The sequence below is a fragment of the Micromonospora sp. DT229 genome (assembly GCF_049844505.1).
In the GTDB taxonomy this organism is placed as follows: domain Bacteria; phylum Actinomycetota; class Actinomycetes; order Mycobacteriales; family Micromonosporaceae; genus Micromonospora.
This window is the reverse complement of sequence record NZ_JBNCLD010000002.1, coordinates 125,112-150,585: the sequence shown is the minus strand read 5'-3', so window position 1 is coordinate 150,585 and position 25,474 is coordinate 125,112. Positions and strand designations below refer to the sequence as shown.

Here is a 25,474-nt window from a genome sequence, read left to right as displayed (position 1 = left end):
AGCGGAAGATCGACGGAGGCGACGAAGATCGGGCGATGACCCGGGGCGGTCAGAGGTACCTGGGCGTCAGGTGGGCCACGGACAGGTTCACCGGGAAGGGCTCATCCGGGATGAAGGAACGGGTGCGGTTGATCCGCACCTCGACCCCCTGGGTCACCTCGTACTCGTCCGGGCACTCCGCTTCGAGCGCGACCATGAGGCGGCCGGCGATGCTCTGGTGGGCGGCGGGGGAGGGGGACACGAGCAGCACTCCATCGAGCAGTTCGCGGCGGCGGCCGTCGTCGGGCAGGGCGTCGAGGTCGTCCGTCGTCCACTCGCCCGACGGCGGTTGGCCGTCGTGCAGCGCGGCGGTCATCTGACGGGTCCTTTCCGATGTGTCGTTCGCTCCCCGCGGTCACGGTACTAACGGCAGAGCCCGGGTGGTGGTCGCGCGCGCCGTGGCCACAGGGCAGGATGGTCGACATGAGCGAGCGTGAGCGAGCGGACGATCGGCTCGGCGAGCGAGGCGAGTCGGCGGGGGTGCCGGGCAGCGGGCTGGTCAAGGGGCTGGCGGTCACGCTCAAGACGATGACGAAGCGGTCCACCACCCAGCAGTATCCGGACGTCGCTCCCGAGTTGCCGCCCCGCTCACGTGGGGTGATCGCCCTGCTGGAGGAGAACTGCACGGTCTGCATGCTCTGCTCCCGGGAGTGTCCGGACTGGTGCATCTACATCGACTCGCACAAGGAGGAGGTGGTGGTGCCCGGCGCCGCCCGCCCCCGCCAGCGCAATGTGCTCGACCGGTTCGACATCGACTTCTCACTCTGCATGTACTGCGGCATCTGCATCGAGGTCTGCCCCTTCGACGCCCTCTACTGGTCGCCGGAGTTCGAGTACGCCGAGTACGACATCAAGGATCTGCTGCACGACAAGGATCACCTGGGCGAGTGGATGGCGACCGTACCGCCGCCACCGGCGCACGACCCCAACGGTGAGCCGGCCAAGGAGGAGACCGCCGCCGCGCGCAAGGCCGCGATCCCCGCCGCGCCCGCCGCCCGTCCGACCGCCCCGCCGGTACGCCCCGAGCCGGCACCCGGGGAAGGTGCTTCCGAGTGACCGGGGTGGACGCGCTGCTGCTCGCCTTGGGGGCGGTGGCCGTCGGGTCCGGGGTGCTGGTGGTGTCGACCCGGCACCTGGTCCGCGCCGGGCTCTACCTGGTGACCTGTCTGGGTGCGGTGGCCGGGATGTATCTGGTGCTCACCGCCGAACTGGTGGCCTGGGTGCAGGTGCTGATCTATGTGGGCGCGGTGGTGGTGCTGCTGCTGTTCGCGGTGATGCTGACCCGCGCGCCGATCGGCGCCTCGGACGACCTGGACCGTCCGGGCTGGCCGGCCGCCCTGATCGGCGGCGGGGTCGGGCTGGGGCTGGCCGCCCTGCTGATCGACGCGTACCGGTGGACGAAGGTGGACCTGCCCGAGGCGGGCACCGCCGAGCGCATCGGTGAGCAGGTCTTCGCCAGTTGGGTGCTGCCCTTCGAGGTGCTGTCGATCCTGCTGCTGTCCGCGCTGGTCGGCGCGATCGTGCTGTCCCGCCCCGACATCGGCCGGACGGCGGAGGACCAGGACCAGACGGCCGAACGGACCGGTTCGGGTGGCGAGGGAGGAGCCCGGTGAGACCGGTCATCCCGTACGTCACGGCCGCCCTGCTGTTCGGCCTGGGGGTGTACGGCGTACTGCGGCGACGCAACGCGGTGCTGGTGCTGATGGGGGTCGAGCTGATGCTCAACGCGGTGAACCTGATCCTGATCACCGCCGACACCACCACCCGGGCCCTGCTGCCGCACAGCGGCCAGGTCTTCGCCCTCTTCGTGATCGTGTTGGCGGCGGCCGAGATCGGGGTGGGGCTGGCGATCGTGCTCCAGCTGTACCGGATGCGGGCCAGTGTCGCCGTCGACGAGGTGCCGCTGGAGCAGGTGCCACGGGAGGGGCAGCGGTGAGCACCACGACCCTGCTGGGTGTCCTGCTGCCGGTCGTACCCCTGGTTGCCGGTCTTGGCGGCCTGCTGCTGCCACCGGCCGGGCCCGGCGCCTCCGAGGGCGGGGGCACCGCCCGACGTGCGGCCGTGGCCCTCGGCGTGGCCGGTGCGGCCGGAGCGCTGGTGCTGGCGGTGGCGCTGCTGGTGACCCTGGAGGCGCCGGCGGAGTCCTCGACCACCTGGATCCGCTTCGGCGACCTCACCGTCACCCTGGGGGTACGCCTGGACGGCGCCGCCGCCCTGGTCGCCGTGGCGGTAGCCGCCGTGGCCCTGGCCGTGCAGGTCTACTCGGTCGGCTACCTAACCCGGGGTCCGCACGACGAGGCGGAGGTCGACCACCGCTACCCGCCGTACGCGGCACAGATCAGCCTCTTCACCGCCGCCATGCTGCTGGTGGTGGTCTCCGGGGATCTGATCATGCTGCTGGTCGGCTGGGAGGTGATGGGCATCTGCTCCTACCTGCTGATCGCCCATGACCGGCGGCTGCCGCAGGCCCCGGCCGCCGCCCAGAAGGCGTTCCTGGTGACCCGGGTAGGCGATGTGGGGTTCCTGCTCGGCATCGCCCTGCTGGGCGTCTCGGCGGGCAGCTTCCGGATCGCCGAGGTGCTCGCCCACGATCACGGCACCGCCACCCGCACCGCCGCCGGTCTGCTGCTGCTGGCCGGGGTGGCCGGCAAGAGCGCCCAGTTCCCGCTGCACACCTGGCTGCCGGACGCGATGGCCGGCCCCACCCCGATCTCCGCCCTGATCCACGCCGCCACCATGGTGGCCGCCGGGGTGTACGCCCTGACCCGGCTGTGGCCGCTGTTCGAGGCCACCCCCACCGTGTTGGCGGTGCTCGGGGTGATGGCCTCGGTGACCCTGCTGCTCGGGGCCCTGGCCGCCACCGCCCAGGACGACCTCAAACGGGTACTGGCCTGGTCGACGGTCTCCCAACTCGGCTACATGACCGGCGCGCTGGCCGTCGGCTCGCCGCCCGCCGCCCTGTTCCACCTGCTCACCCATGCCGCCTTCAAGGCGCTGCTGTTCCTCGCCGCCGGGGTGGTCATCCATGCCCTGGGCACCGCGGCGATGTCCCGGATGGGCGGGCTGCGGCACACCATGCCGGTCACCTTCTGGTGCACCCTGATCGGGCTGGGCGCGCTGGCCGGAGTGCCGCCGCTGTCCGGGTTCTGGAGCAAGGAGGGGGTGCTGGCCGCCGCCGAGGGTGCCGCCCTGCACGGCGACGGCCCGGCACCGGCCTGGGTGGGGTGGCTGGTCTGGCTGGCCGGGCTGGTAGGGGTGGCCGTCACCGCCTGGTACGCCACCCGCCTGCTGCTGCGCACCTTCTTCGGCACCCCCCGCGATCCGTCGACCCACCCGCATGATCCGCCTGCCCTGCTGCGCTGGCCGGTGCTGGCGCTGGCCGTGCCGGCGGCCCTGCTCGGCCTGGCCGGTTTCCCGGGCTGGTTCGCCACCCAACTGCAACGCACGACCCCGGTCGACGCCGAGGGGGTGTCGGATCTGATGCCGCCGGAGGGGCTGGTCCACCTCACCCCGACCGTCCTGCTGCCGCTGGCGTTGCTGCTGCTCGGGGCCGGGCTGGCCTGGGCCGGTTGGCGTCGGGACACCGCCGCCGATCCGGCGGCGGCGCTGGGTCCGCTGCGACCGGTCTTCGCCCGCGCCTTCCGCCTCGACGACCTTCAGCACACCCTGGTGGTACGCCCCACGACCGCCCTCGGCCGGGCCGCGCGGGTGGCCGACGAGCGGGTCGTCGACGGTGCGGTTACCGGCACCGGTCGGGGCGCGGGTGCCCTCGGTAGCGGGCTGGCCACCCTGCACCGGTCGGCGCTGCCCCGCGCCGTCGTCGCGGTGCTCGGGGGTGCGCTGCTGATCGCCCTGGCCGCCACCCTGATCGGAGCGATGTGATGAGCCGCAGAGCGGCACGGGCCGGGCGTCGCGGATCGGAGCCCTGCTGATGAGCCTCGGTGAGTTCCTGCTGGTAGCGGTCCTGGCGGTGCCGGTGCTCGGCGCCCTGGTCGTGGCGGCGATCCCCCGGGACCTGCCCGCCCGGATGGCCGGTACGGTGGCCGCCGCCCTGACCCTGGTGGCGGCCCTGGCCCTGGCCGCAGACCGGTCCGGCGACTGGACCGCCTACTCGGCCACCCCACCGGCCGTACGCCCCTGGCACGCCCTGGATCTGCCCTGGGTGCCCGGGCTGGACCTGCGATTCCACCTGGGGGTGGACGGCATCTCCTGGCCCCTGGTGGTGCTGACCGCCCTGCTCACCCTGCTCTGCTGCGGGTACACCTGCTGGCGGGTACCACCCGGTGGCAGCGGACGGGCCCTGGTGGTCCTGCTGCTGGTGGTCGAGGTCGGCATCCTGGGCACCTTCCTGGCCCTGGACCTGGTGCTGTTCTTCCTCTTCTTCGAGGTAGTCCTGCTGCCGATGTACGCGATCATCGTCGGCTGGGGTGGCGACGGCACCGACCCGGCGGCGGTGGCGGCGCGGCGTCGGGCGGCCCGCAAGTTCGCCCTCTACACCCTGTTCGGTTCGGTGCTGCTGCTGGTCGGGGTCTACGTGGTGGTGGCCGCCGCCGGTACCGCCGACATGGTCGCGCTGACCGGGGGCACCGGGCTGTCCCGGGGCACCCAGTTGGCCGCCTTCACCCTGCTGGCGGTGGCCTTCGCGGTGAAGAGTCCGCTCTGGCCGCTGCATTCCTGGCTGCCGGACGCGCACACCCAGGCCCCCACGGTCGGCAGTGTGCTGCTCGCCGGGGTGCTGCTCAAGATGGGCACCTACGGCCTGATCCGGGTGGCCGTCGGGGTGGCCCCGGAAGGGGCCCGCTGGGCGGCACCGGTGCTGGGGGTCCTGGCCGTCGCGGCCATCCTGATCGGGTCGCTGGTGTGTCTGGCGCAGACCGAGCTGAAGCGGCTCATCGCGTACTCCAGCGTGGGGCACATGGGGTTCGTGCTGCTCGGCATCGCCACCCTGACCGCCACCGGCATCCAGGCGGCGCTGATCGGCAATGTCGCGCACGGCATCATCACCGGACTGCTGTTCTTCCTGGCCGGAGCGATCAAGGACCGGACCCACACCGGGGCGCTGAGCGAACTGTCCGGGTTGCGGGAGACCGCCCCCCGGCTGTCCGGGCTGCTGGCCTTCGCGGCGGTCGCCTCGCTGGGGCTGCCCGGCCTGGCCGGGTTCTGGGGAGAGGCGTTCGCCGTGGTCGCCGCCGTCGAGGTGGGCGGCCCGCTGTGGATCACCCTGGCGGTGCTGGCCGCCTTCGGTGGTGCGCTGACGGCGGCGTACCTGCTGCGGTTGCTACGGCAGGTCACCCACGGCCCTGCGACGCCCGCGGTGGCCGGGCTGAAACCAGGGCTGGCCGGGGCCGAGCTGGCCGCCTGGACACCGCTGGTGCTGCTGGCCCTGGCCGTCGGGTTGGCACCGACCCTGGTGCTGGGTGTCGCCGAGGCACCGGTGACCGCCCTGGTGGAGGTCCTGCGATGACGACGACCCGCGACCGGGCCGACGGGAGGCAGCCGTGAGCAGGGTGCAGAGCGTCGACAGTGTGGCGCTGCTGCCGGCGTACCTGGCGGCCGGGACGGCCGTGCTGGCGTTGCTGGTCGACCTGGTGCTGGCCCGCCGGGCGGCGACGATCGTGGCGACGGCCACCGGAGCACTGGCCACCATCGTCGCGGCCGTCGCGGTCGGGGCAGGCGGCGAACGCCGTACCTTCTGCGTCGGGGCCGACTGCTCGTACGTCTTCGGGGGGCGGGCCGCGCTGGTGGCCGGGCTGGTGGCCCTGCTGGCCCTCGGCGTGTTGGCGCTGTCCGGGCCGCTGCTGCGCGACGGGGTGACCCCGGTGGGGGAGTTCTGCTTCCTGCTCGCCTGTTCGATGACCGGTGGCGTGGTGCTCGGTGCGGCCGGCGACCTGATCACCCTGATCGTGGCCGTGGAAGCCCTGACCCTGCCGCTGTACGTCCTGGTCGGGCTGCGTCGGGGGAGCCTGGCCAGTGCCGAGGCGGCGGTGACCTTCTTCGTGGTCAGCGTGGTGGCCACCACGCTCACCCTGCTCGGTGCGGCACTGCTCTACGCGGTCACCGGCAGCCTGCACCTGGAACGGCTGGGGGTGATCCTGGCCGACCGCTCGGAGCTGCTGGACCTGCCGCTGACCACGGTCGCGGTGGTCCTGGTGCTGGCCGGGCTGGCGTTCAAGGTGGCTGCGGTGCCGTTCCACGCCTGGGCCCCGGCCACCTACGACGGGGCCCCGCTGCCGGTGGCCGCGTACCTGTCGACCGCCTCGAAGCTCGGTGGGCTGGTCGCCCTGCTGGCCGTGGTGCAGCACGCCCTGCCGCCCAGCGTCGCCGGGCCGGTGCTGGCCCTGGTCGCCGCGCTGACCATGACCGTGGGCAACCTGGTGGCCCTGCGCCAGCGGCGTACCGTGCGGCTGCTGGCCTGGTCCTCGGTGGCCCAGGCGGGCTACATCCTGGCTCCCCTCGGTGCCCTGGCCCTGGCCGATGTCGACGCCCGCTCCGCCGCGTACGCCGCCGCCCTGGCGTACGCCGTCTTCTTCGTGCTTCTGGAACTGGCCGCCTTCGCCGGGGTGGTGGCCCTGCGCCCGGCCGGGGCGGACGGCGGGCACCTGGACGACCTGCGCGGCGCGGCCCGGCGGCATCCCTGGGTCGGTACGGGCCTGGCCTTCGCCCTGATCGGGCTGGCCGGTCTGCCGCCCGGGCTGGCCGGACTGTTCGCCAAGGTGACCGTGGTGCGGTCGCTGCTGGGCGGGGAGGCGGCCTGGCTGGCCCTGCTGGTGGCCCTGAACGCCGTCATCGGCCTGGCCTACTACCTGCGCTTCGCCGCCCTGCTGTACGCCCCGGCCGACGGCACCCCCGCCGTGGCCGTGCGACCGGCCCGGATGGTGGCCGCCGCCCTGGGCGTGGCGACCGCCCTGGCCGTGCTCGTCGGCTTCGCACCGCAACTGGTGCTCGATCTCACCGGGAGCTGAACCCGCTCCGACCTGCCGTTTCATTCCCGAACATGACTGTCATTCAGGTAACTCTCAGTCATGAGACGGATGGTTGACGGGTACCGGGTTGTTGTACCGGTCAGCGGATCCAGGCATCCGTGCACCGAAGGAGTGATCGTGCACCACAACCGTCTGAAGACCGCCGCGCTGCTCGGCCTGCTCACCTCGCTGATCCTGGCGGTGGGCTACTGGTTCGGCGGCAGTGGCGGCCTGGTCATCGCCGTCGTCATCTCGCTGGTGATGAACGGCGTCACCTACTTCTACTCCGACAAGCTGGCGCTGCGCTCGATGCGGGCGCAACCGGTCAGCGAGGCACAGTTCCCCGAGCTGTACCACATGGTGCGGGAGTTGGCGGCCGAGGCGCGGCAGCCGATGCCTCGCCTCTACCTCAGCCCGACCGCCCAGCCCAACGCGTTCGCCACCGGCCGTAACCCGCAGAACGCGGCGGTCTGCGTGACGCAGGGAATCGTCCAACTGCTCGACTACCGGGAGTTGCGGGGCGTCATCGGCCACGAGCTGTCACACGTCTACAACCGGGACATCCTGATCTCCAGCGTGGCCGCCGGCCTGGCCGGCATCATCACCATGGTGGCCAACCTCGCCCTGTTCATCCCGCTCGGGGGCAACGACGAGGACGGCCCGAACCCGATCGTGCTGCTGCTCACCATCATCCTGGGCCCGATCGCGGCGAGCATCATCCAGTTGGCGATCAGCCGCAGCCGGGAGTTCCAGGCGGACGCCTCCGGCGCCGAACTCACCGGTGACCCGTTGGCCCTGGCCAGCGCGCTGCGGAAGATCCATATGGGGGCCCAGCGTCGGCCCCTGCCGGCCGAGGGGCAGCTCACCAGCACCGCCCACCTGATGATCGCCAACCCCTTCAAGGGCGGCGGAGTCGCGGCGATGTTCGCCACCCACCCGCCGATGGAGCAGCGGGTCGCCCGACTGGAGCAGATGGCCCGCAACATGGGCCCGGTCCGCTACCAGCGCTGACCTGCGCTAACCTCTCGCCGCCCGCGCCCGGTAGACCCGGCGCGGGCGGCACCCTGTCCGGTTGCTGGTCACCCGGGCAGCGTTAGGGTTCAACCCGCTCTCACTCATTACACTTGTGGAGGTCCTCGGTGGCTGGTCTGCGCCGTTACCTGGGTGTTTGGCACCTTCCCGGGGCGCCGACCCTGTTGATCACCGGCATCATCGGGCGACTCGGGATCGGCATGACCCCGCTGGCCCTGCTGCTGGTCATCGAGGAGGTCACCGGCCGCTACTCGCTGGCCGCCCTGGCCGGCGGCTGCTACGCCCTGGCCGGTGCCGCCCTCAGCCCGGTGGCCGGGCGCATCGCCGACCGCATCGGCCCCACCCCGGTACTGATCGGCACCGCGATCGCCCACCCCCTGGCCCTGATCGGCCTGCTCTGGTCGGCCCGCTCCGAGCAAACCCCCTTCGCCCTGGTCCTGGTGGCCGCCTCCGTGGCCGGCGCCACCTACCCGCCGCTGACCGCCGCGATCCGAGGCGCCTGGAACGACCTGACCAGCGTGGCCTCCGGCCGGTACCACCTGCGCAACACCGCCCTGGCCGCGGAGACCACCCTGTTCGAAGTCGTCTTCGTGCTCGGCCCACTGCTGGTCGCCGGCTTCGTCCTGTTCGCCGACGCCGGTGCCGCCCTGATCGGCGCGGCCGTGGTGACCCTGTTCGGCACCGTGGCCGTGGCGCTGGGACAGACCATGCGTGGCTGGCAGCCGCACTCCCGGGACCACCGCACCCGAGGACTGGGCCCACTGCGGGTCGGCGGATTCCCGGCCCTGCTGCTCTGCGTGGCCAGCCTCGGCATCGCCTTCGGCGCGGCCGGGGTGACCGTGCCCGCCTTCGCCACCCGCTACACCCCCGACGACCCGGACAGCCTGGCCGGGATACTCCTGGCCGTCTGGGGCATCGGCAGCGCGGTCGGCGGCTTCTGGTTCGGGATCCGCCGCCCGGCCCGCAACATGACCCGACAGTTCGCCTGGCTACTGGCGGCGGTGGCGGGCAGCTTCGTCGTCTTCGCCGTCATGCCCACCCCCTTGGCCCTCGGCGCCGCCCTGATCGTCGGCGGGGCCACCATCGCGCCGGCCCTGACCCTGGAGAACACCCTGGTCGGGCGGATCTCACCGGCCGGCATGCTGAACGAGGCGTACACCTGGGTGGTCACCATGTCCGTCGGAGCCAGCGCCGTCGGTGGCGCGGTGGCCGGCCTGATCATCGACCACGCCGGTGGAGTGCCCTGGGCCTTCCTGTTCGCCGGTGCGGCGGTCGCCGCCGGGGCCGCCCTCGCCGCCCTGCCCGCCGGCCCCATCGCCCGAGCAGAAGCCGCCACCGTACGGGTGGAAACCCCCGCCCCGGTCTGACCGGGCCGCCGGCGGGTATCACCGAGGCATGTTCGCCTTCTTCTCGAACCGCCTCGGCTGCCTGGGCTCGCTCGTGGTCAGCGCCATCGGCACCATCGTGCTCCTACTGATCTTCAATCGCTGACCTGCGCCGCTGCCCAACGCCCGGGGTCGCCCAGAAGCGACCCCGATCGGGCCGGCGGTCGACCGAAGCGCGGTGATCGACTCCGTTACGCCGTAGTGGCGGTTTCCCACCGCCGCGCACCCCGCCGTTTCGGCGATACGGCGCGCCCACGCCGCACCCTGCACCAACCGAACTCGGGCGGGCGGGAATGATGGGGGGTGCCTCCCCCCACATCCCGGCCTGTCGCCGGTCGTCTCGAGTCGCTCGCGACCCGGACGGCCCGATGACGATCAACCAGCTCGCCCGCACCCTCGGCGTGATCTGCCCATGACCACCGACAGTTCAGACGGAACCAGGCCGGCGCCGGTGGTCATGAGCAGCAGTGCCGACGACAGTCGTTCGGCAACGCCGTCTGCCTGGGACGCAGTTCCACGGACGGCCGGGTCACGCTTACCGGTAGTTGGTGAACTGGAGGGCGACGCCGAAGTCCTCCGCCTTGAGCAGGGTGATGACGGCCTGGAGGTCGTCCTTCTTCTTGCCTGTCACCCGCAGCTGGTCGCCCTGGATCTGCGCCTGTACGCCCTTCGGCCCCTCGTCGCGGATCTTCTTGCTGATCGCCTTGGCCTTCTCCTGGTCGATGCCCTGCACCACCTTAGCGTCGATCTTGAAGATCTTGCCCGACGAACGAGGATCGCCGGCATCCAGCGACTTCAGCGAGATGTTCCGCTTGATCAGCTTCTCCTTGAAGACCTCCAGCGCGGCCCGCACCCGCTCCTCGGTCTCCGCCTGGAGGCTGATCGCCTCCTCGCCCGACCAGGAGATCTCCGCACCCGTCCCCCGGAAGTCGAACCGCGTCGCAAGCTCCTTCTCTGCCTGGCGAAGGGCGTTGTCGACCTCCTGACGGTCAACCTTGCTGACGATGTCGAACGACGGGTTCGCTGCCATGCTCATACTCCTGCTGTCCGGCTGTTTGTGATCGTTTGCCCCTGGATGACCAGGGGCGCGACCCCCTGACGGTACCCGGTTGCGGCGAAGCCAGTAGGAACCGCTATCCTTGCTTCCGCCGCCGCACCACGGTGCGGAGGTGTGCCCTGGCGGGTTGCCCGAGCGGCCAATGGGAGCGGACTGTAAATCCGTCGCGAAAGCTACAGAGGTTCGAATCCTCTACCCGCCACCAGGTGTAGAGATGGGCCCTCGAACAGCAGAGATGCTGATCGGGGGCCCATCTCGTTGGCCTCACCGGGTCCTATCTAGGGTCCCTCGGTCTCACTGGCTGTGTCGCATGCGTGTCGCCGCTTTGTCCTTGTGCCGTCCGGGGACGGCACGCCAGTGCCTCGGGGCCGAGACTGTCATTGTCTTCGATTTCGCTCGCCGAGACATGACCGACCCCTACGCGCTTCGCACGCTGTCGATCGCGGTGGATCCGCAGACTGGTAGTGCAGACATGCTGCGGTGAGCGCCGGCGTTGGGCGTGGGTGGATTCCGGCAGGCTAGAGACATGGCGCGAGGGTCTGCGGAACGCGGTGCTCGACTTCGAAGACCGTTACGGGTACACGCCGGGTGAGAACTTCGTCGGCGACCGGACACGATCGCTGCTGTCCGTCCCGCCATCCCCGCCGATTTCGTAGACCTGTACGCAACGGTCGGTGCCGTCGACCTACCGGACATCGGTAACGGTTTCTTCCTGAACGCTATCCGCCTTTGCTGCGGTCGCCCCTCAGACACGGCGTAGATCGTGAATGGCGAAATGCAGGTCCAGTTCGTCGCCGGGCTCGAACCACAGACCCTCGGCAGCCAGCACGTCGGCAGCGACGATCCTGGCCTGGGCCACCGGCCTCTGCTCGGCACGGAAGCTCCGCGACATCAACAAGGGGAAGGCGCGCTCTTCGCCGTAGCGGCGAACGTCGGTGATGTCACCGAGCACCGCCGGTGGGAATGAGTCGTTGGCCCAGGACCACAACCACGTCTGTTGGACGTGGTCCAGGCTGCCGATCACCGTGATCCGGCCGTGGAGGAAGTCCCGGCCGCCGCGCGACCAGGAGATGGTGGCGTCGTCCATCGACCAGTGGTACTGCACATCGCCGCTGAGCCCGTGGTCGGAGACCATCGCTGCTTGCCGCTGCCCGACCCTGTCGCGAGCCGCCGAGGCCACCGACTCCCACAACTCATGGTCATGCGCAGCTTGTTCCACGTGACCCATGCCCCTCCCGCCCTCGCGGCACAGCCCGCACAGTCGGCGGCCAGAGCCTACCGACTCCGCGACGTCGGCACGATGAACCTAGATCAACGGTCAAGCATGTCCTGTGACGGATTCGTCAAGCATGTGGTGGGACTACATGTGAGGCACGCGCCAGGGCCTGGGAGAGGCGGGAGTGGATGTCACCCTTACAGCCTCTGCGCAGCAGGTACGCCTTGTTCGGTTCGGTCGCCAGCTCGCCGTACCACCTGTCCCGCACTCGCTGGTGCGGCACGGTCCGATGTGGTCGCTGTCGACAGGTGCCCGCTGGCCCACGCCCGCCCCCTTGGAGCGACGACTGCCCCGTTTGCTGCTGATGCCCTTCCTCCTCGGTCGGGGGCTGTTCCGCAGCCCAGCGGCAGTGGCGATGGTGGTGGCGGTGGCAACCGCAGACTGGCTGTGCCGGCCACTGGCTGTTGGTGGCGACGGACCAGAGAAGTGGGCGAGGGCTTCTGCGGGGTGTCAGCACATCTTCACGGCCGCCTCAGCAGTGTATTTCCTGACTGAGCGGTTGAATCATCCATTCATGGGGGTGACTGAACTGGTTCGTCACGCCTACTCTGGTCGTGGTCGGCTGAGGCTGGCTGTCGGTAGTGGGCGTTGGGACGTCGGGGCGGGCGGCGGCCGGGAGGGGGAGACGGTCGTCGGGTGTATTGACTGGACGTCCGTAATGATGTTATAGAGCACTATCGATAAGAAATCATTGGCCGGAAGGTGGGTCCGCTAGACCCGCTAAGCCGCCTAAGTAACGTATGCGCGGTTGGTGTGTTCTTCCGGCAGGCGGTGGCCGTGGCGCCCCTGACCTGGTCGAAAGTGGTGCGACGGGGAACGTATGGGCAGAGTCGGGCGACAACCCGACCGACATCGGGTTTGTGAACTTTCCACCGCCCGGCTGGCTGTGGCACCATCGGATAGCCCCGTTACGCACATCCGTCACCCCGCCAGGAGCGCTCATGTCTGCTCACCGTCTGGGCCGGCTACTCGGCTCCCTTCTGCTTGTCTCCGGTCTGGTGGTCGCGGCCGGTGTCGCCAGCGAGTTCGAGGTTCGGACCCACGGCATCGAATGGCAGATGCCGACGTTGGGTTCGCAGGTGCGCTGACGCGCTCCCCGTCCTGACCGGGCTCGCCACCTCGAGCACCCCACGTCGCGAGGAGAGCCATGACGTCGCCTAAGTCTGGCTCTTCTCGTGGACGGACCGAGCGGGCCTGGCTTATCACGGCTCCGCTCGCGCTCTGTGCGGTCCTCTTCTCACTTCTGCTGGGCCTGACCGCTCGGCCCGCACTCGGTGACTGGCTGCTCACGCTGCTGCTCACGGCGGCGATGATCGTTGCCGCGATTCCCACCATCAACGTGGTGGTACGCAGGCAGGCGCTGGGCACCACCTTCACCGAGATTCCGCTCGTCGTCGCGCTGTACGTGCTGCCACCGCTGTCGGTGGTGCTGGCGTACACCGTGGCCACTCTCGTGGTGCAGTGGCGCCGCAAGCTGCTGCCGCCGAAGCTCTGGTTCAATGTGGCCCTGGCGGCGGCGGCGACCGCCCTGGCCACGACGGTCTACACCGTTCTGCCGACCCCGGAGAATGCCGGGCCGGCGACCTGGGGGCTGCTGCTCGCGGCGATCGGCACCCACGCCCTCGTCGGGTTCGTCGCCGTGGTCGCGGTGATCTCCGTCGTGCAGGGGTGGCAGTCCGGCCGGGAGCTGATCCGGGCTGTCCCACCGATGTCGCTGACCGTGGCGATCAACCTCTCCATCGGCATCCTGATCATCATCGGCCTGGAGACCACGCCGTGGGCGCTTCTCCTCTTCGCCGGTCTGGCGGTGGCGTTCGCCCTCGTCTACGACACCTACACGCAGGTCATCCGGCAGCACCGCACGCTGACGGAGATGTATGAGCTGACCAAGGCGATCACCGAGAGCGGGTCGGACGGCAATCTCATCGACGCCCTGCTGGTTCGCATCCGCGGCCTCATGCAGGCCGAGTACGCCACCTTGTGGCTGCCCGCCCAGGGGCGGCACCCGGAGGTGCTGCTGACCGCCCAGGAGGGCAAGTCCGGTCTGCTCGACTCGGCGCTGACCCCGCAGGCGTTGCGGGAGGCGGCGGTTGCCCGTCAGGCGACGGTGGCGGTGGGTAGCCGCTTCGCCGCCGACCCCAAGCTTCGGGAGTCGTTGGGACGTGCCGCCAAGGACGTGATCGTGGTGCCGCTGCGGTCGGGCAAGGCGGTCATCGGCACCCTGGAGGTGGCGAACCGCCTCGGTGACGTCAACTCCTTCCGTCCGGCGGACGTGCCGGTCCTCCAGACGGTCAGCGCCCACGCCGCGGTCGCCCTGGAGAACTCCCGCCTGGTCGACCGGCTGCGCCACGACGCGTACCACGACGGGCTCACCAAACTGCCGAACCGGCGCCGGATCCTCGGCGCGCTCGCCGAGGCGGTCCGGATCCGGGCCCCCGGTGAGGTGGTCGCGCTGCTGCTGTTCGACGTCGACCGGCTGCGTCAGGTCAACGAGTCGCTGGGGCACGCCGCCGGGGACAAGGTCCTGACCGAGGTGGCCAACCGGTTGCGGGGCTGCGTGCCGTCGGCCGCCCTGGTCGGCCGGGCCGGTGGCGACGAGTTCCTGGTGACCCTGCGGCTGGAGAGCGCCGAAGCGGCGGTGGAACTCGCCGGTCAGGTCCGCGAGCAGATCCGCGACGAGATGGTCTTCGACGCCCTGACCCTCGACGTGGACACCGCCGTCGGGGTCGTCGTACATCCGGATCACGGCAGCGACCCGGCCACCCTGCTGCAACGGGTGGACGTTGCGGCGAGTGCCGCGAAGTCGGTGCCGGGCAGCGTGCAGCTGTACAACCCGGCGCTGGAGTCGCGTTCGCTGCGCCGCCTGGGGCTGGCCGGAGACCTGCGTAGCGCCCTGGACAACGGCGCTCTGGAGATCTACTACCAGCCCAAGGTGACCCTGCGGGACCGCCGGCTGGTCGGGGTGGAGTGCCTGGCCCGCTGGGAGCATCCGACCCACGGCACGGTCTCCCCGGCGGACTTCGTCGCGGTCGCCGAGCACACCGGCCAGCTCGGTCGGCTCACGGAGTTCGTGCTCCGGGAAGGACTGCGGCACAGCCGCGACTGGGCGCACGGCGGCCAGGCGCTCGCCGTCGCGGTCAACCTGTCCGCGCGTACGCTCAACGACGAGCATTTCCCCGAGCGGGTCCGGGAACTCCTGGCGGAGTACGACGTACCACCGCAGTTGTTGACCCTGGAGATCGAGGAGGCCGGGGTGCTCGACGGCACCGACCGGCCGATCCCGAGCCTGCGTCGGCTGCGTGATCTGGGCGTACGGCTGTCGGTGGACGACTTCGGCACCGGCAGTTCCTCGCTGGCCCATCTGCGCCGACTGCCCGTGCACGAGGTCAAGGTGGACCGCTCCTTCGTGCAGGGCATGGCGACCGATCCGGGGGACCTGGCGATCGTCAACGCGGTGGTCACCCTCTCCCAGCAGTTCGGGCTGACCGTGGTGGCCGAGGGCGTGGAGAGCGAGCTGACCCTGGAGTTGCTCCAGGACATCGGCTGCGAGATCGGGCAGGGGTTCCTGTTCAGCCGGCCCCTGCCGTACGAGCGGTTGGAGGCCTGGTTCGGTGCCCGGGTCGACCCCGACTCGATCTCCAACCGGGAGCTTCCGCGCCTGCGCGCAGTGCCCTGAGCTGGGCATACGCTGACACCGGGGATCCGATTTCACCAGCACGGCATGGCCGTGTACTCTTACCTCTGCGCGGCCACGGAGTGATCGCGCAGGCCCCCTTAGCTCAGTCGGCAGAGCGTCTCCATGGTAAGGAGAAGGTCTACGGTTCGATTCCGTAAGGGGGCTCAGAGGGTCCGGCTGGGCCCACCACGGCGGTGTAGCTCAGATGGTAGAGCAAGCGGCTCATAATCGCTGTGTCGCCGGTTCAAGTCCGGCCACCGCTACTCTCCGCCGCCGGGTGAATCCGGTGGTCAGTGGGATGGGCGCCATAGGCGCCCACTTTGCGTGTCCGCCCCGGCGGCGCGTAGGCTTTGATGCCGTAGTTGTATCCGTTAGCGAGGAAGGCACTCCGCCGTGGCGAAGGCGACCGATGTCCGGCCGAAGATCACTTTGGCGTGTGTGGAGTGCAAGGAGCGCAACTACATCACGCGCAAGAACCGTCGTAACGACCCGGACCGCATCGAGCTGAAGAAGTTCTGCCCCCGGGACGGGCGGCACACCGTTCACCGCGAGACGCGCTGAACCTCGCCGGGCATCGCCCGGCACCCTGAACATCACGATCGCCGGTTCACCCGGTCGGCACGGCCTCAAGCCGCCCCGACCGGGTGGATCGGCGATCTTGTTGTGCGTGTAGGTTCGGCGGCATGTCCCTGGACCACTCCTTCATCGGCCGGGCTTACCCGCCGACCGCCCCCTATCAGGTGGGCCGCGAGAAGATCCGTGAGTTCGCGCGTGCGATCGGCGCCACCGATCCCGCCCACCACGACCCGGAGGCTGCCCGTGCCCTGGGCCACCCGGACGTGGTCGCGCCGCCGACCTTCCCGATCGTGCTCACCATGGCCGCCAACCAGCAGATGATCGAGGACCCGGAGCTGGGCATCGACTACAGCCGGGTGCTCCACGGCGATCAGCGGTTCGCGTACACCCGGCCGGTGGTGGCCGGCGACGAGCTGGTCTGTGTCAACAACATCGAGGAGATCACCAGCCGGGGTGGCCACGATTTCGTGACCAGTCGGACCGAGGTCCACACGACCGCCGGCGAGCCGGTGGTCACCGCCTGGATGAAGCTCGTCGTACGCGGGGAGGCCTGAGATGGAACTGCCCACCCAGACGTTCCGGGTGACCCGGGCGGACCTGGTCCGCTACGCGGGCGCCTCCGGCGACTTCAACCCGATCCACTGGAGCGACCGCTTCGCCACCGGAGTCGGCCTGCCCGGGGTGATCGCGCACGGCATGTTCACCATGGCCCTGGTCGGTCGCGCGGTCACCGCCTGGGCCGGCACGCCCGACGCGGTCGTCGACTACGGGGTCCGGTTCACCCGCCCGGTGGTGGTTCCCGATGACGACGCCGGCACCGAGATCGTGGTGACCGCGGTGGTCCGCGAGGTGACCGAAGCGGGTCTGACCAGGCTAGACATCACCGCGACCTGTCAGGGAGACAAGGTGTTGTCGCAGGCTCGGGCAACCGTGCGGACGGCGGGCTGACCTGCTCCGCAGGGCGCGATGGCCAGACCGGTTGGGAAACTCGGGTTCGTACCCGTACACTGGTCCGCCGTGGGGCAAGTGACTTCTGCCTGGTCGTGTGACCTGGTGGGACGAGCGTTGCCACATAGGGGTGTAGCTCAATTGGCAGAGCAGCGGTCTCCAAAACCGCAGGCTGCAGGTTCAAGTCCTGTCACCCCTGCGCCTCAGGCCTGACCGTTCCGTGGGTCGCGCCACCGAAAGGTGGCGTCCGGCCCGTGGTGGTGGCATCGGCGGGGAGGTTCCGAGGCATCGGGGCCTTCCGGCTGATCCGCCGGCCGCGGCCCGTCCCGGGACGGTTGGGTCCGGCTGGCGTGACCAGACGCCGCGTACGCGAACCGCGTACGACCCCGATATCCCGCGACGGAGGGCGAAGTGGCCGACAACAAGCGGCGCGGCGAGGACGCCGACGACGACCGCCTGAACGACGAGGTCGTCAGTGACGGCGCCGACGACGACGCCACCGACGCGGACGAGCCGGTAACCCGGGGCGGCACCGCCACCCGGGAGCGGGCCAAGGCGGATTCCGCCGACAGCCGGTCGAAGACGCGTGCCGATGGCGAGAAGGTGGGCCTGTTCGGCCGCATCGCGCGTTTCATCCGCGAGGTCGTGGCGGAACTGCGTAAGGTCATCTGGCCGACCCGCAAGGAGTTGCTGACCTACACGGGCGTGGTAGTCGCGTTCGTGTCGATGATGCTGGCGATCGTGGCCCTCCTTGACTTCGCTTTCGCGAAGGGCGTGCTGTGGGTCTTCGGCAACCCCAGCTGACCGGCTGACTGTGCCGATAGTGACGGAAGTGAGCGAGCGTGCCTGAGTACGACGAGACCGCCGAGACCCCGGACGAGCAGTCCACGGTGGCGACGGCGGCTGGCGACGAGTCGGTCGAGGCCGCCAACGAGCCGGAGTTCGCGATGACCGAGCCCGCGCCCGAGGAGGACTACGACCCGGTCGCCGAACTGCGCCAGAAGCTGCGCTACGCGCCCGGCGACTGGTACGTGGTGCACTCGTACGCCGGTTACGAGAACAAGGTCAAGACCAACCTCGAAACCCGGATCACCTCCCTCGACATGGAGGACTACATCTACCAGGTCGAGGTGCCGACCCGGGAAGAGGTCGAGGTCAAGAACGGCAAGCGGTCCCAGGTGCAGGCCAAGGTCTTCCCCGGCTACATCCTGGTCCGGATGGAGTTGACGGCCGAGTCGTACTCCTGCGTACGCAACACCCCCGGGGTCACCGGCTTCGTGGGGGCCACGGACCGGGCCGACCGCCCGGCGCCGCTGAGCCTCGACGAGGTGCTGAAGTGGCTGGCCCCGGCGGTGGAGACCGAGCAGAAGAAGGCCAAGCCGGAGATCAGGGTCCTCGACTTCGAGGTCGGCGACTCGGTCACGGTCACCGACGGTGCCTTCGCCTCCTTGCCGGCCACCATCAGCGAGATCAACGCCGACCAGCAGAAGCTCAAGGTGCTGGTGTCGATCTTCGGCCGTGAGACGCCGGTGGAGCTGAACTTCAACCAGGTCGCGAAGATCTGATTCAACGACCGCTGGCGATGGCTACCGGGCCGTCGCCAGCGGTCGTTGTCTGTCTGTTTCGCCCGCCGGGCAACCTCCGTGGGTGAGCCGCCACCCGTCTGCGCTACCCTAGAACGTCGCCGCTGCCTTCCCGCGCTGACCGTGCGCGCCCGGTGGTGGTGTCGGTGCGAACCATTCCCAGTTCCAAGCCCCAGGAAGAGACATGCCTCCGAAGAAGAAGCTCGTCAAGACTTTCACGCTTCAGCTGCCGGCGGGCCAGGCCACTCCGGCGCCGCCGGTCGGTCCCGCGCTCGGTCAGCACGGCGTGAACATCATGGAGTTCTGCAAGTCGTACAACGCGCAGACCGAGTCGCAGCGGGGCGATATCGTCCCCGCCGAGATCAGCGTGTACGAGGACCGGTCCTTCACCTTCGTGCTGAAGACCCCGCCCGCCGCCCGGCTGCTGATCAAGGCCGCCGGTGTGCAGAAGGGCTCGGGCGTCCCGCACAAGGAGAAGGTCGGCTCGGTGTCCCGCGCCCAGGTGCGGGAGATCGCCGAGAAGAAGATGGCTGACCTCAACGCCAACGACCTCGACCAGGCTGAGAAGATCATCGCCGGCACCGCCCGGTCGATGGGCCTCAACGTCACCGACTGACCTCGGCCACCACCGACCCGTACGGATCGTGGGAGGGCGCGCGAGCATCGCGGCCCGCCAGAGACCACAGGAGTAGACAGAACATGCAGCGCAGCAAGAGCTACCGCAAGGCCGCCGAGGTCATCGACCGGTCCAAGTTCTACACCCCCGCCGAGGCCGTGAAGCTGGCCAAGGAGACCACCAACGTCAAGTTCGACGCCACGGTCGAGGTCGCCATGCGCCTCGGCGTCGACCCCCGCAAGGCGGACCAGATGGTCCGCGGCACGGTCAACCTGCCGCACGGCACCGGTAAGACCGCCCGCGTGATCGTGTTCGCCGCCGGCGCGAAGGCCGAGGAGGCCGTCGCCGCCGGTGCCGACGAGGTGGGCACCGACGAGCTGGTCGCTCGCATCCAGGGTGGTTGGCTGGACTTCGACGCGGCCATCGCCACCCCGGACCAGATGGCCAAGATCGGCCGGATCGCGCGGATCCTGGGCCCGCGCGGTCTGATGCCGAACCCGAAGACCGGCACGGTGACCATGGACGTCACCAAGGCGGTGGCCGACATCAAGGGCGGCAAGATCACCTTCCGGGTGGACAAGCACTCGAACCTGCACCTGATCATCGGCAAGGCCTCCTTCACCGAGGCCCAGCTGGTGGACAACTACGCTGCGGTGCTCGACGAGGTGCTGCGGGCCAAGCCGTCCGCGGCCAAGGGCAAGTACCTCAAGAAGGTCACCCTGACCACCACCATGGGCCCGGGTGTCCCGGTCGACCCGAACGTGGTGAAGAACCTGCAGGAAGGCTCGGCCGACAGCTGAGCACGACGCACCGGAAGGGCCCTGTCACGTGTACGTGGCGGGGCCCTTCCGTCGTCGCAGGCGCACGGCGGTGGCGGTCAGCGTGCTGATCGACTCCGTATCGCCGAAACGGCGGTGTCCAGTCGTGGCGTACCCCGCAGTTTCGGCGATACGGGCGGGCACCAGCGAAGCCGGCGGGGCGAGGGTGGGAGGCGATTTGGCGAGTACGGGTGGGGTCGCGTAGCCTGTTGACGTCGCACGATTCTGTCGTGCGTGAAGTTCCACCCAGAGACCGCTGGTCACCGTGCCCCGGCACGGTCGAAGGTTCCGCGAAGACGGGCGACCCGCGCAGGGCGGTAAGCGAACATTGGCAGCATCCCGTGGTCCGCCGACTGCGGTGAGCGTTGCCCGTCTCGCCCCGTGCGCCCTGCGCCGGGGCTTTTCTGTTGTCGCGATGCCCTCGCTCCAGTCGTAGGCGACCGCCTGCGCTGGCGACCAGCCTCGAGTAACGAGAGAGGAGGGACATGGCGGACAAGCCGATCCGGGCCGACAAGGCCACGGCTGTTGCTGAGCTGACCGAGAGCTTCCGCAGCGCGGGTGCCACCGTGCTGACCGAGTACCGCGGACTGACGGTTTCCCAGCTCACCCAGCTGCGGCGCTCGCTCGGTCAGGAGACCAGCTACACGGTCGCCAAGAACACGCTGGCCAAGCGTGCCGCGGCGGACGCGGGCATCTCCGGCCTCGATGAGCTGTTCACCGGTCCTACCGCGCTGACTTTCGTTTCGGGCGACGTCGTCGAGGCGGCGAAGGGGCTTCGCGACTTCGCGAAGGCCAACCCGAAGCTCGTCATCAAGGGCGGTGTCTTCGAGGGCAAGGCCATTTCCGCGGCCGAGGTCACGAAGCTCGCCGACCTGGAGTCCCGTGAGGTGCTGCTGGCCAAGCTGGCCGGCGCGATGAAGGGCAACCTGAGCAAGGCTGCGGCCCTGTTCCAGGCCCCGTTGTCGAAGACCGCCCGTCTGGCGGCTGCCCTTCAGGACAAGCGCGAGAAGGAAGACGCCGAGGCGGCCTGAGGCCGTACGGCGCACCCACGTTCTTAGTTAAACCTTTAGGAAAGGACGCCAGACATGGCGAAGCTCAGCACCGAAGAGCTGCTCGGCGCGTTCAAGGAGATGACGCTGATCGAGCTCTCCGAGTTCGTGAAGCAGTTCGAGGAGACCTTCGAGGTCACCGCCGCCGCCCCGGTCGCCATCGCGGCGGGTGCCCCGGCCGCCGCCGCAGCCGAGGCCGAGCCGGAGAAGGACGAGTTCGACGTCGTCCTCGACGCCGACGGTGGCAAGAAGATCCAGGTCATCAAGGTCGTGCGTGAGCTGACCGGCCTGGGCCTCAAGGAGGCCAAGGACCTGGTCGAGGCGGCCCCCAAGGCCGTCCTGGAGAAGGTCAACAAGGAGACCGCGGACAAGGCCAAGGCCAAGCTGGAGGGTGAGGGCGCCAAGGTCACCCTCAAGTGACCTGAGCACCACCTGGCCGTCCCGACTCACGTGAGCCGGGGCACACCATGTCGCGGCGGGCGGCGATCCGATCTGACGGATTGCCGCCCGCCGTGCTGGTGGACGCAAGGCGCAGCGGGCATGAGCAGGCCGTGGGGATCTGATGACCCCTGCGGAGGGCCGGCCCTTCGGTGGGAAAGAGCAGCGGATGGCAATCTCGGCCCTTGACGCGACCATGGGCTGACAGGCACGCTGACATAGCAAGACCTTCCGCGCTTGCGACGGCCACCGCGTGGGTAGATCAGCGGCAGCACCAACTGCCGCAGGCACCTGAGCGGCCCGGCGGGAACGTTGCGTTCCGAGCGGTCCGGTACGACCCGATCCAGGGTCCCGAGACCAGTTCCGCGACGTCCTGCGGGATGGGCTGGACAGCGGTTAGCCTCTCGGCTACACTGCTAGTTTGCGCTGCCTTCCGACTTGACCCCTGCTCGGAAATGTCCGGTTATGGATATTTTCTGGTGGGGTCATTGGAGTGCACGCGTACCAGCCGTTCTGCAGCACCGGTCCTCGGAAGGACGCATCTTGGCAGCTTCCCGCCCTGCGAAGACCAGTCGTACGTCGAGCGCATTCGCTCCCCGCCGAGTTTCCTTCGGCCGGATCACCGAACACCTCGAGGTCCCCAACCTTCTTGCCATTCAGAACGAGTCCTTCGACTGGCTCGTCGGCAACGAGGCTTGGCAGGGCCGGTCGGCGGACGACCCGCACGCACGCTCGGGTCTCGCGGAAATTCTCGACGAGATCAGTCCCATTGAGGACTTTTCCGGCACCATGTCGCTTTCCTTCTCGGCTCCGCGCTTCGACGAGGTCAAGGCCTCGATCGAGGAGTGCAAGGAGAAGGACCTCACCTACTGCGCGCCACTGTTCGTGACCGCAGAGTTCACCAACAACACCACCGGCGAGATCAAGAGCCAGACGGTGTTCATGGGTGACTTCCCGATGATGACGCCGAAGGGCACCTTCATCATCAACGGCACCGAGCGGGTGGTGGTCAGCCAGCTCGTCCGTTCGCCGGGCGTCTACTTCGACAAGCAACCGGACAAGACCTCCGACCGCGATCTTTCCAGCGTCAAGGTCATCCCGAGTCGGGGTGCCTGGCTGGAGTTCGACATCGACAAGCGCGACACGGTCGGTGTCCGCATCGACCGCAAGCGTCGGCAGGCCGTCACGGTGCTGCTCAAGGCCGTCGGATGGTCGGCCGAGCGGATCCGTGAGAAGTTCGGCTGGTCCGAGCTGATGATGACCACGCTCGAGAAGGACCACATCGCCGGCCAGGACGAGGCGCTACTCGACATCTACCGGAAGTTGCGCCCTGGCGAGCCGCCGACCCGCGAGAACGCCCAGACCCTGCTCGACAACCTCTTCTTCAACCCGAAGCGGTACGACGTAGCCAAGGTCGGTCGGTACAAGTTCAACAAGAAGCTCGAAGTGAACGTGCCGATCACCACCGGCACTCTGACCGAGGACGACATCGTCGCCACCGTGGAGTACCTCTGCCGGCTGCACGCCGGTGAGGAGGGCTACGAGGCCGACGACATCGACCACTTCGGCAACCGGCGGCTGCGTACCGTGGGCGAGCTGATCCAGAACCAGGTTCGGGTCGGCCTGTCCCGGATGGAGCGGGTCGTCCGCGAGCGGATGACGACTCAGGATGTCGAGGCGATCACGCCGCAGACCCTGATCAACATCCGCCCGGTGGTGGCCGCGATCCGGGAGTTCTTCGGCACCTCGCAGCTGTCCCAGTTCATGGACCAGACCAACCCGCTGGCGGGCCTGACCCACCGGCGCCGGCTGAGCGCGCTCGGCCCGGGTGGTCTGTCCCGGGAGCGGGCCGGCTTCGAGGTCCGCGACGTGCACCCGTCCCACTACGGCCGGATGTGCCCGATCGAGACGCCGGAAGGCCCGAACATCGGCCTGATCGGCGCCCTGTCCACCTTCGCCCGGGTCAACCCGTTCGGCTTCATCGAGACGCCGTACCGGAAGGTCGTCGACGGTCGGGTCACCGACCAGATCGACTACCTGACCGCGGACGAGGAGGATCGGTTCGTCAAGGCGCAGGCCAACGCGCCGCTGCGGGCCGACGGCACCTTCGCCGAGGATCGGGTCCTGGTCCGTCGTAAGGGCGGCGAGACCGAGGACGTCGCACCGGCGGCCGTGGACTACATGGACGTGTCGCCGCGGCAGATGACCTCGGTCGCGACCGCGATGATCCCGTTCCTGGAGCACGACGACGCCAACCGGGCCCTGATGGGCGCGAACATGCAGCGCCAGGCGGTGCCGCTGGTCAAGGCCGAGTCCCCGCTCGTCGGCACCGGCATGGAGTACCGCGCCGCCGTCGACGCCGGTGACGTGGTCGTGGCCGAGGTCGGCGGGGTGGTCGAGGACCTCTGCGCCGACTACATCACCGTCCACCAGGACGACGGCCACCGCCGGACCTACCTGCTGCACAAGTTCCGCCGCTCCAACGCCGGCTCCTGCGTCAACCAGAAGCCGGTGGTCTTCGAGGGCGACCGGGTCGAGGCCGGCCAGGTCATCGCCGACGGTCCGTGCACCGACGAGGGCGAGATGGCGCTCGGGCGCAACCTGCTGGTGGCGTTCATGTGCTGGGAGGGCCACAACTACGAGGACGCGATCATCCTGTCGCAGCGCCTCGTGCAGCAGGACGTGCTCACCTCGATCCACATCGAGGAGCACGAGGTCGACGCCCGGGACACCAAGCTCGGCCCGGAGGAGATCACCCGCGACATCCCGAACGTCAGCGAGGAGATGCTCGCCGACCTCGACGAGCGCGGGATCATCCGGATCGGTGCCGAGGTCGTCCCCGGCGACATCCTGGTCGGCAAGGTCACCCCCAAGGGTGAGACCGAGCTGACCCCGGAGGAGCGGCTGCTCCGCGCGATCTTCGGTGAGAAGGCGCGTGAGGTCCGGGACACCTCGCTGAAGGTGCCGCACGGCGAGACCGGCACGGTCATCGGTGTGCGTACCTTCTCCCGCGAGGACGGCGACGAGTTGCCGCCGGGCGTCAACGAGCTGGTCCGGGTCTATGTCGCCCAGAAGCGGAAGATCCAGGACGGTGACAAGCTCGCCGGCCGGCACGGCAACAAGGGCGTCATCTCCAAGATCCTGCCGGTCGAGGACATGCCGTTCCTGGAGGACGGCACCCCGGTCGACATCGTGCTCAACCCGCTGGGTGTGCCCAGCCGGATGAACATCGGTCAGGTGCTGGAGACCCACCTGGGCTGGGTGGCCAAGACCGGTTGGAAGGTCGAGGGCGACGACGCCGAGTGGAAGCGTCAGCTGCAGAGCATCGGCGCGGACACCTCGGAGCCGGACACCAACGTGGCCACTCCGGTCTTCGACGGTGCCCGCGAGGAGGAGATCTCCGGTCTGCTCGCCTCGACCCTGCCCAACCGGGACGGCAAGCAGCTGATCGGGGCCACCGGCAAGGCGCAGCTGTACGACGGTCGCTCCGGCGAGCCGCTGCCCGACCCGATCGCGGTCGGCTACATCTACATCCTGAAGCTCAACCACCTGGTCGACGACAAGATCCACGCCCGGTCGACCGGTCCGTACTCGATGATCACTCAGCAGCCGCTGGGTGGTAAGGCGCAGTTCGGTGGCCAGCGCTTCGGTGAGATGGAGTGCTGGGCGATGCAGGCCTACGGTGCCGCGTACGCCCTGCAGGAGCTGTTGACGATCAAGTCCGACGACGTCCTCGGTCGGGTCAAGGTCTACGAGGCCATCGTCAAGGGCGAGAACATCCCCGAGCCGGGCATCCCGGAGTCGTTCAAGGTGCTGCTCAAGGAGCTGCAGTCGCTGTGCCTCAACGTTGAGGTGCTCTCCAGCGACGGCGTGGCCCTGGAGATGCGCGAGACCGACGACGAGGTGTTCCGCGCCGCGGAGGAACTCGGCATCGACCTGTCCCGGCGTGAGCCGAGCTCGGTCGAAGAGGTGTGACTGGGGAGGTTGGGGGCCGTCCGGTTCGCTCTGGGCGGTCAGGC

23 protein-coding genes and 4 tRNA genes are annotated in these 25,474 nt (G+C 69.4%); 24 read left to right on the top strand and 3 right to left on the bottom strand.

The window, feature by feature from the left end; translation table 11 throughout:
* Positions 1–49: 49 nt before the first annotated feature.
* Positions 50–355, bottom strand: coding sequence for a Uma2 family endonuclease (locus tag ACLQ2T_RS03490; RefSeq protein WP_425764517.1), 306 nt, complete (start codon positions 353–355; stop codon positions 50–52).
* Positions 356–462: 107 nt separating this feature from the next.
* Here ACLQ2T_RS03490 and ACLQ2T_RS03485 point away from each other — a divergent pair, with 107 nt between their 5' ends.
* The 8 genes from ACLQ2T_RS03485 to ACLQ2T_RS03450 all read left to right on the top strand — a co-directional run bounded on the left by ACLQ2T_RS03485 (position 463) and on the right by ACLQ2T_RS03450 (position 9,400).
* The gene (locus ACLQ2T_RS03485; RefSeq protein WP_357531545.1) at positions 463–1,095 is read left to right on the top strand and encodes a NuoI/complex I 23 kDa subunit family protein; all 633 of its coding nucleotides are present in this window, start codon (positions 463–465) and stop codon (positions 1,093–1,095) included.
* Positions 1,092–1,652, top strand: coding sequence for an NADH-quinone oxidoreductase subunit J family protein (locus tag ACLQ2T_RS03480; protein ID WP_425764516.1), 561 nt, complete (start codon positions 1,092–1,094; stop codon positions 1,650–1,652). The genes ACLQ2T_RS03485 and ACLQ2T_RS03480 overlap by 4 nt, the downstream gene beginning before the upstream one ends.
* Positions 1,649–1,975: an NADH-quinone oxidoreductase subunit NuoK gene (nuoK, locus tag ACLQ2T_RS03475; RefSeq protein ID WP_425764515.1), complete on the top strand. Its 327-nt coding sequence runs from the start codon at positions 1,649–1,651 to the stop codon at positions 1,973–1,975. Before ACLQ2T_RS03480 ends, nuoK begins: the two co-directional genes overlap by 4 nt.
* The gene (locus tag ACLQ2T_RS03470) at positions 1,972–3,921 is read left to right on the top strand and encodes an NADH-quinone oxidoreductase subunit L (protein ID WP_425764514.1); all 1,950 of its coding nucleotides are present in this window, start codon (positions 1,972–1,974) and stop codon (positions 3,919–3,921) included. The genes nuoK and ACLQ2T_RS03470 overlap by 4 nt, the downstream gene beginning before the upstream one ends.
* 49 nt (positions 3,922–3,970) lie before the next feature.
* The gene (locus ACLQ2T_RS03465) at positions 3,971–5,503 is read left to right on the top strand and encodes a complex I subunit 4 family protein (protein ID WP_425764513.1); all 1,533 of its coding nucleotides are present in this window, start codon (positions 3,971–3,973) and stop codon (positions 5,501–5,503) included.
* A 34-nt stretch (positions 5,504–5,537) separates the two neighbouring features.
* Entirely contained in the window at positions 5,538–7,001 is a 1,464-nt protein-coding gene (locus ACLQ2T_RS03460) for an NADH-quinone oxidoreductase subunit N (protein WP_425764512.1), read from the top strand.
* A gap of 138 nt (positions 7,002–7,139) precedes the next feature.
* Positions 7,140–8,012 carry a zinc metalloprotease HtpX gene (gene htpX, locus ACLQ2T_RS03455; protein WP_425764511.1) on the top strand — a complete coding sequence of 291 codons (873 nt, stop codon included), beginning with the start codon at positions 7,140–7,142 and terminating at the stop codon, positions 8,010–8,012.
* Positions 8,013–8,140: 128 nt separating this feature from the next.
* Complete coding sequence (locus tag ACLQ2T_RS03450; RefSeq protein WP_425764510.1) at positions 8,141–9,400, top strand: MFS transporter; 1,260 nt, start codon at positions 8,141–8,143, stop codon at positions 9,398–9,400.
* Between the two features lie 553 nt (positions 9,401–9,953).
* On the opposite strand, the gene ACLQ2T_RS03445 is transcribed toward ACLQ2T_RS03450, so the two are convergent.
* Complete coding sequence (locus ACLQ2T_RS03445; RefSeq protein WP_425764509.1) at positions 9,954–10,448, bottom strand: YajQ family cyclic di-GMP-binding protein; 495 nt, start codon at positions 10,446–10,448, stop codon at positions 9,954–9,956.
* Between the two features lie 148 nt (positions 10,449–10,596).
* Between ACLQ2T_RS03445 and ACLQ2T_RS03440 the strand changes: the two genes are divergently transcribed.
* Positions 10,597–10,680, top strand: a tRNA-Tyr gene (locus ACLQ2T_RS03440).
* Positions 10,681–11,220: 540 nt separating this feature from the next.
* Here the strand turns inward: ACLQ2T_RS03440 and ACLQ2T_RS03435 are convergent.
* Positions 11,221–11,703, bottom strand: coding sequence for a DUF6882 domain-containing protein (locus ACLQ2T_RS03435; protein ID WP_425764508.1), 483 nt, complete (start codon positions 11,701–11,703; stop codon positions 11,221–11,223).
* A gap of 989 nt (positions 11,704–12,692) precedes the next feature.
* Here ACLQ2T_RS03435 and ACLQ2T_RS03430 point away from each other — a divergent pair.
* The 15 genes from ACLQ2T_RS03430 to ACLQ2T_RS03360 all read left to right on the top strand — a co-directional run bounded on the left by ACLQ2T_RS03430 (position 12,693) and on the right by ACLQ2T_RS03360 (position 25,430).
* Positions 12,693–12,839 (top strand): hypothetical protein, encoded by a 147-nt coding sequence (locus ACLQ2T_RS03430; RefSeq protein WP_327024015.1) that lies wholly within the window; start codon positions 12,693–12,695, stop codon positions 12,837–12,839.
* 59 nt (positions 12,840–12,898) lie between these two features.
* Positions 12,899–15,427 carry a putative bifunctional diguanylate cyclase/phosphodiesterase gene (locus ACLQ2T_RS03425; protein ID WP_425764507.1) on the top strand — a complete coding sequence of 843 codons (2,529 nt, stop codon included), beginning with the start codon at positions 12,899–12,901 and terminating at the stop codon, positions 15,425–15,427.
* A gap of 92 nt (positions 15,428–15,519) precedes the next feature.
* Positions 15,520–15,592 (top strand) — tRNA-Thr (locus ACLQ2T_RS03420).
* Positions 15,593–15,617: 25 nt separating this feature from the next.
* A tRNA-Met gene (locus tag ACLQ2T_RS03415) sits at positions 15,618–15,690 on the top strand.
* 130 nt (positions 15,691–15,820) lie between these two features.
* On the top strand, positions 15,821–15,988 hold the full coding sequence (rpmG, locus tag ACLQ2T_RS03410; RefSeq protein ID WP_007073056.1) for a 50S ribosomal protein L33: 168 nt from the start codon (positions 15,821–15,823) through the stop codon (positions 15,986–15,988).
* Between the two features lie 122 nt (positions 15,989–16,110).
* The gene (locus ACLQ2T_RS03405; protein ID WP_425764506.1) at positions 16,111–16,557 is read left to right on the top strand and encodes an FAS1-like dehydratase domain-containing protein; all 447 of its coding nucleotides are present in this window, start codon (positions 16,111–16,113) and stop codon (positions 16,555–16,557) included.
* Position 16,558: 1 nt separating this feature from the next.
* Positions 16,559–16,951, top strand: coding sequence for a MaoC family dehydratase (locus tag ACLQ2T_RS03400; RefSeq protein ID WP_425764505.1), 393 nt, complete (start codon positions 16,559–16,561; stop codon positions 16,949–16,951).
* Between the two features lie 126 nt (positions 16,952–17,077).
* Positions 17,078–17,150: transfer RNA gene (locus tag ACLQ2T_RS03395), tRNA-Trp, on the top strand.
* 212 nt (positions 17,151–17,362) lie between these two features.
* Positions 17,363–17,755: a preprotein translocase subunit SecE gene (gene secE, locus ACLQ2T_RS03390; protein ID WP_425764504.1), complete on the top strand. Its 393-nt coding sequence runs from the start codon at positions 17,363–17,365 to the stop codon at positions 17,753–17,755.
* Positions 17,756–17,793: 38 nt separating this feature from the next.
* Complete coding sequence (nusG, locus tag ACLQ2T_RS03385) at positions 17,794–18,516, top strand: transcription termination/antitermination protein NusG (RefSeq protein WP_425764503.1); 723 nt, start codon at positions 17,794–17,796, stop codon at positions 18,514–18,516.
* 202 nt (positions 18,517–18,718) lie between these two features.
* Entirely contained in the window at positions 18,719–19,150 is a 432-nt protein-coding gene (rplK, locus tag ACLQ2T_RS03380) for a 50S ribosomal protein L11 (protein WP_013735966.1), read from the top strand.
* Positions 19,151–19,233: 83 nt separating this feature from the next.
* A complete protein-coding gene (gene rplA / locus ACLQ2T_RS03375; RefSeq protein WP_425764502.1) occupies positions 19,234–19,950 on the top strand; it encodes a 50S ribosomal protein L1 in 717 nt (238 codons plus the stop codon).
* Between the two features lie 503 nt (positions 19,951–20,453).
* Positions 20,454–20,999, top strand: a complete 546-nt coding sequence (gene rplJ / locus ACLQ2T_RS03370) for a 50S ribosomal protein L10 (protein ID WP_327024023.1) — start codon at positions 20,454–20,456, stop codon at positions 20,997–20,999.
* A gap of 54 nt (positions 21,000–21,053) precedes the next feature.
* Complete coding sequence (gene rplL / locus ACLQ2T_RS03365) at positions 21,054–21,437, top strand: 50S ribosomal protein L7/L12 (RefSeq protein ID WP_425764501.1); 384 nt, start codon at positions 21,054–21,056, stop codon at positions 21,435–21,437.
* 561 nt (positions 21,438–21,998) lie between these two features.
* Entirely contained in the window at positions 21,999–25,430 is a 3,432-nt protein-coding gene (locus tag ACLQ2T_RS03360) for a DNA-directed RNA polymerase subunit beta (RefSeq protein ID WP_425764500.1), read from the top strand.
* Positions 25,431–25,474 lie beyond the last annotated feature (44 nt).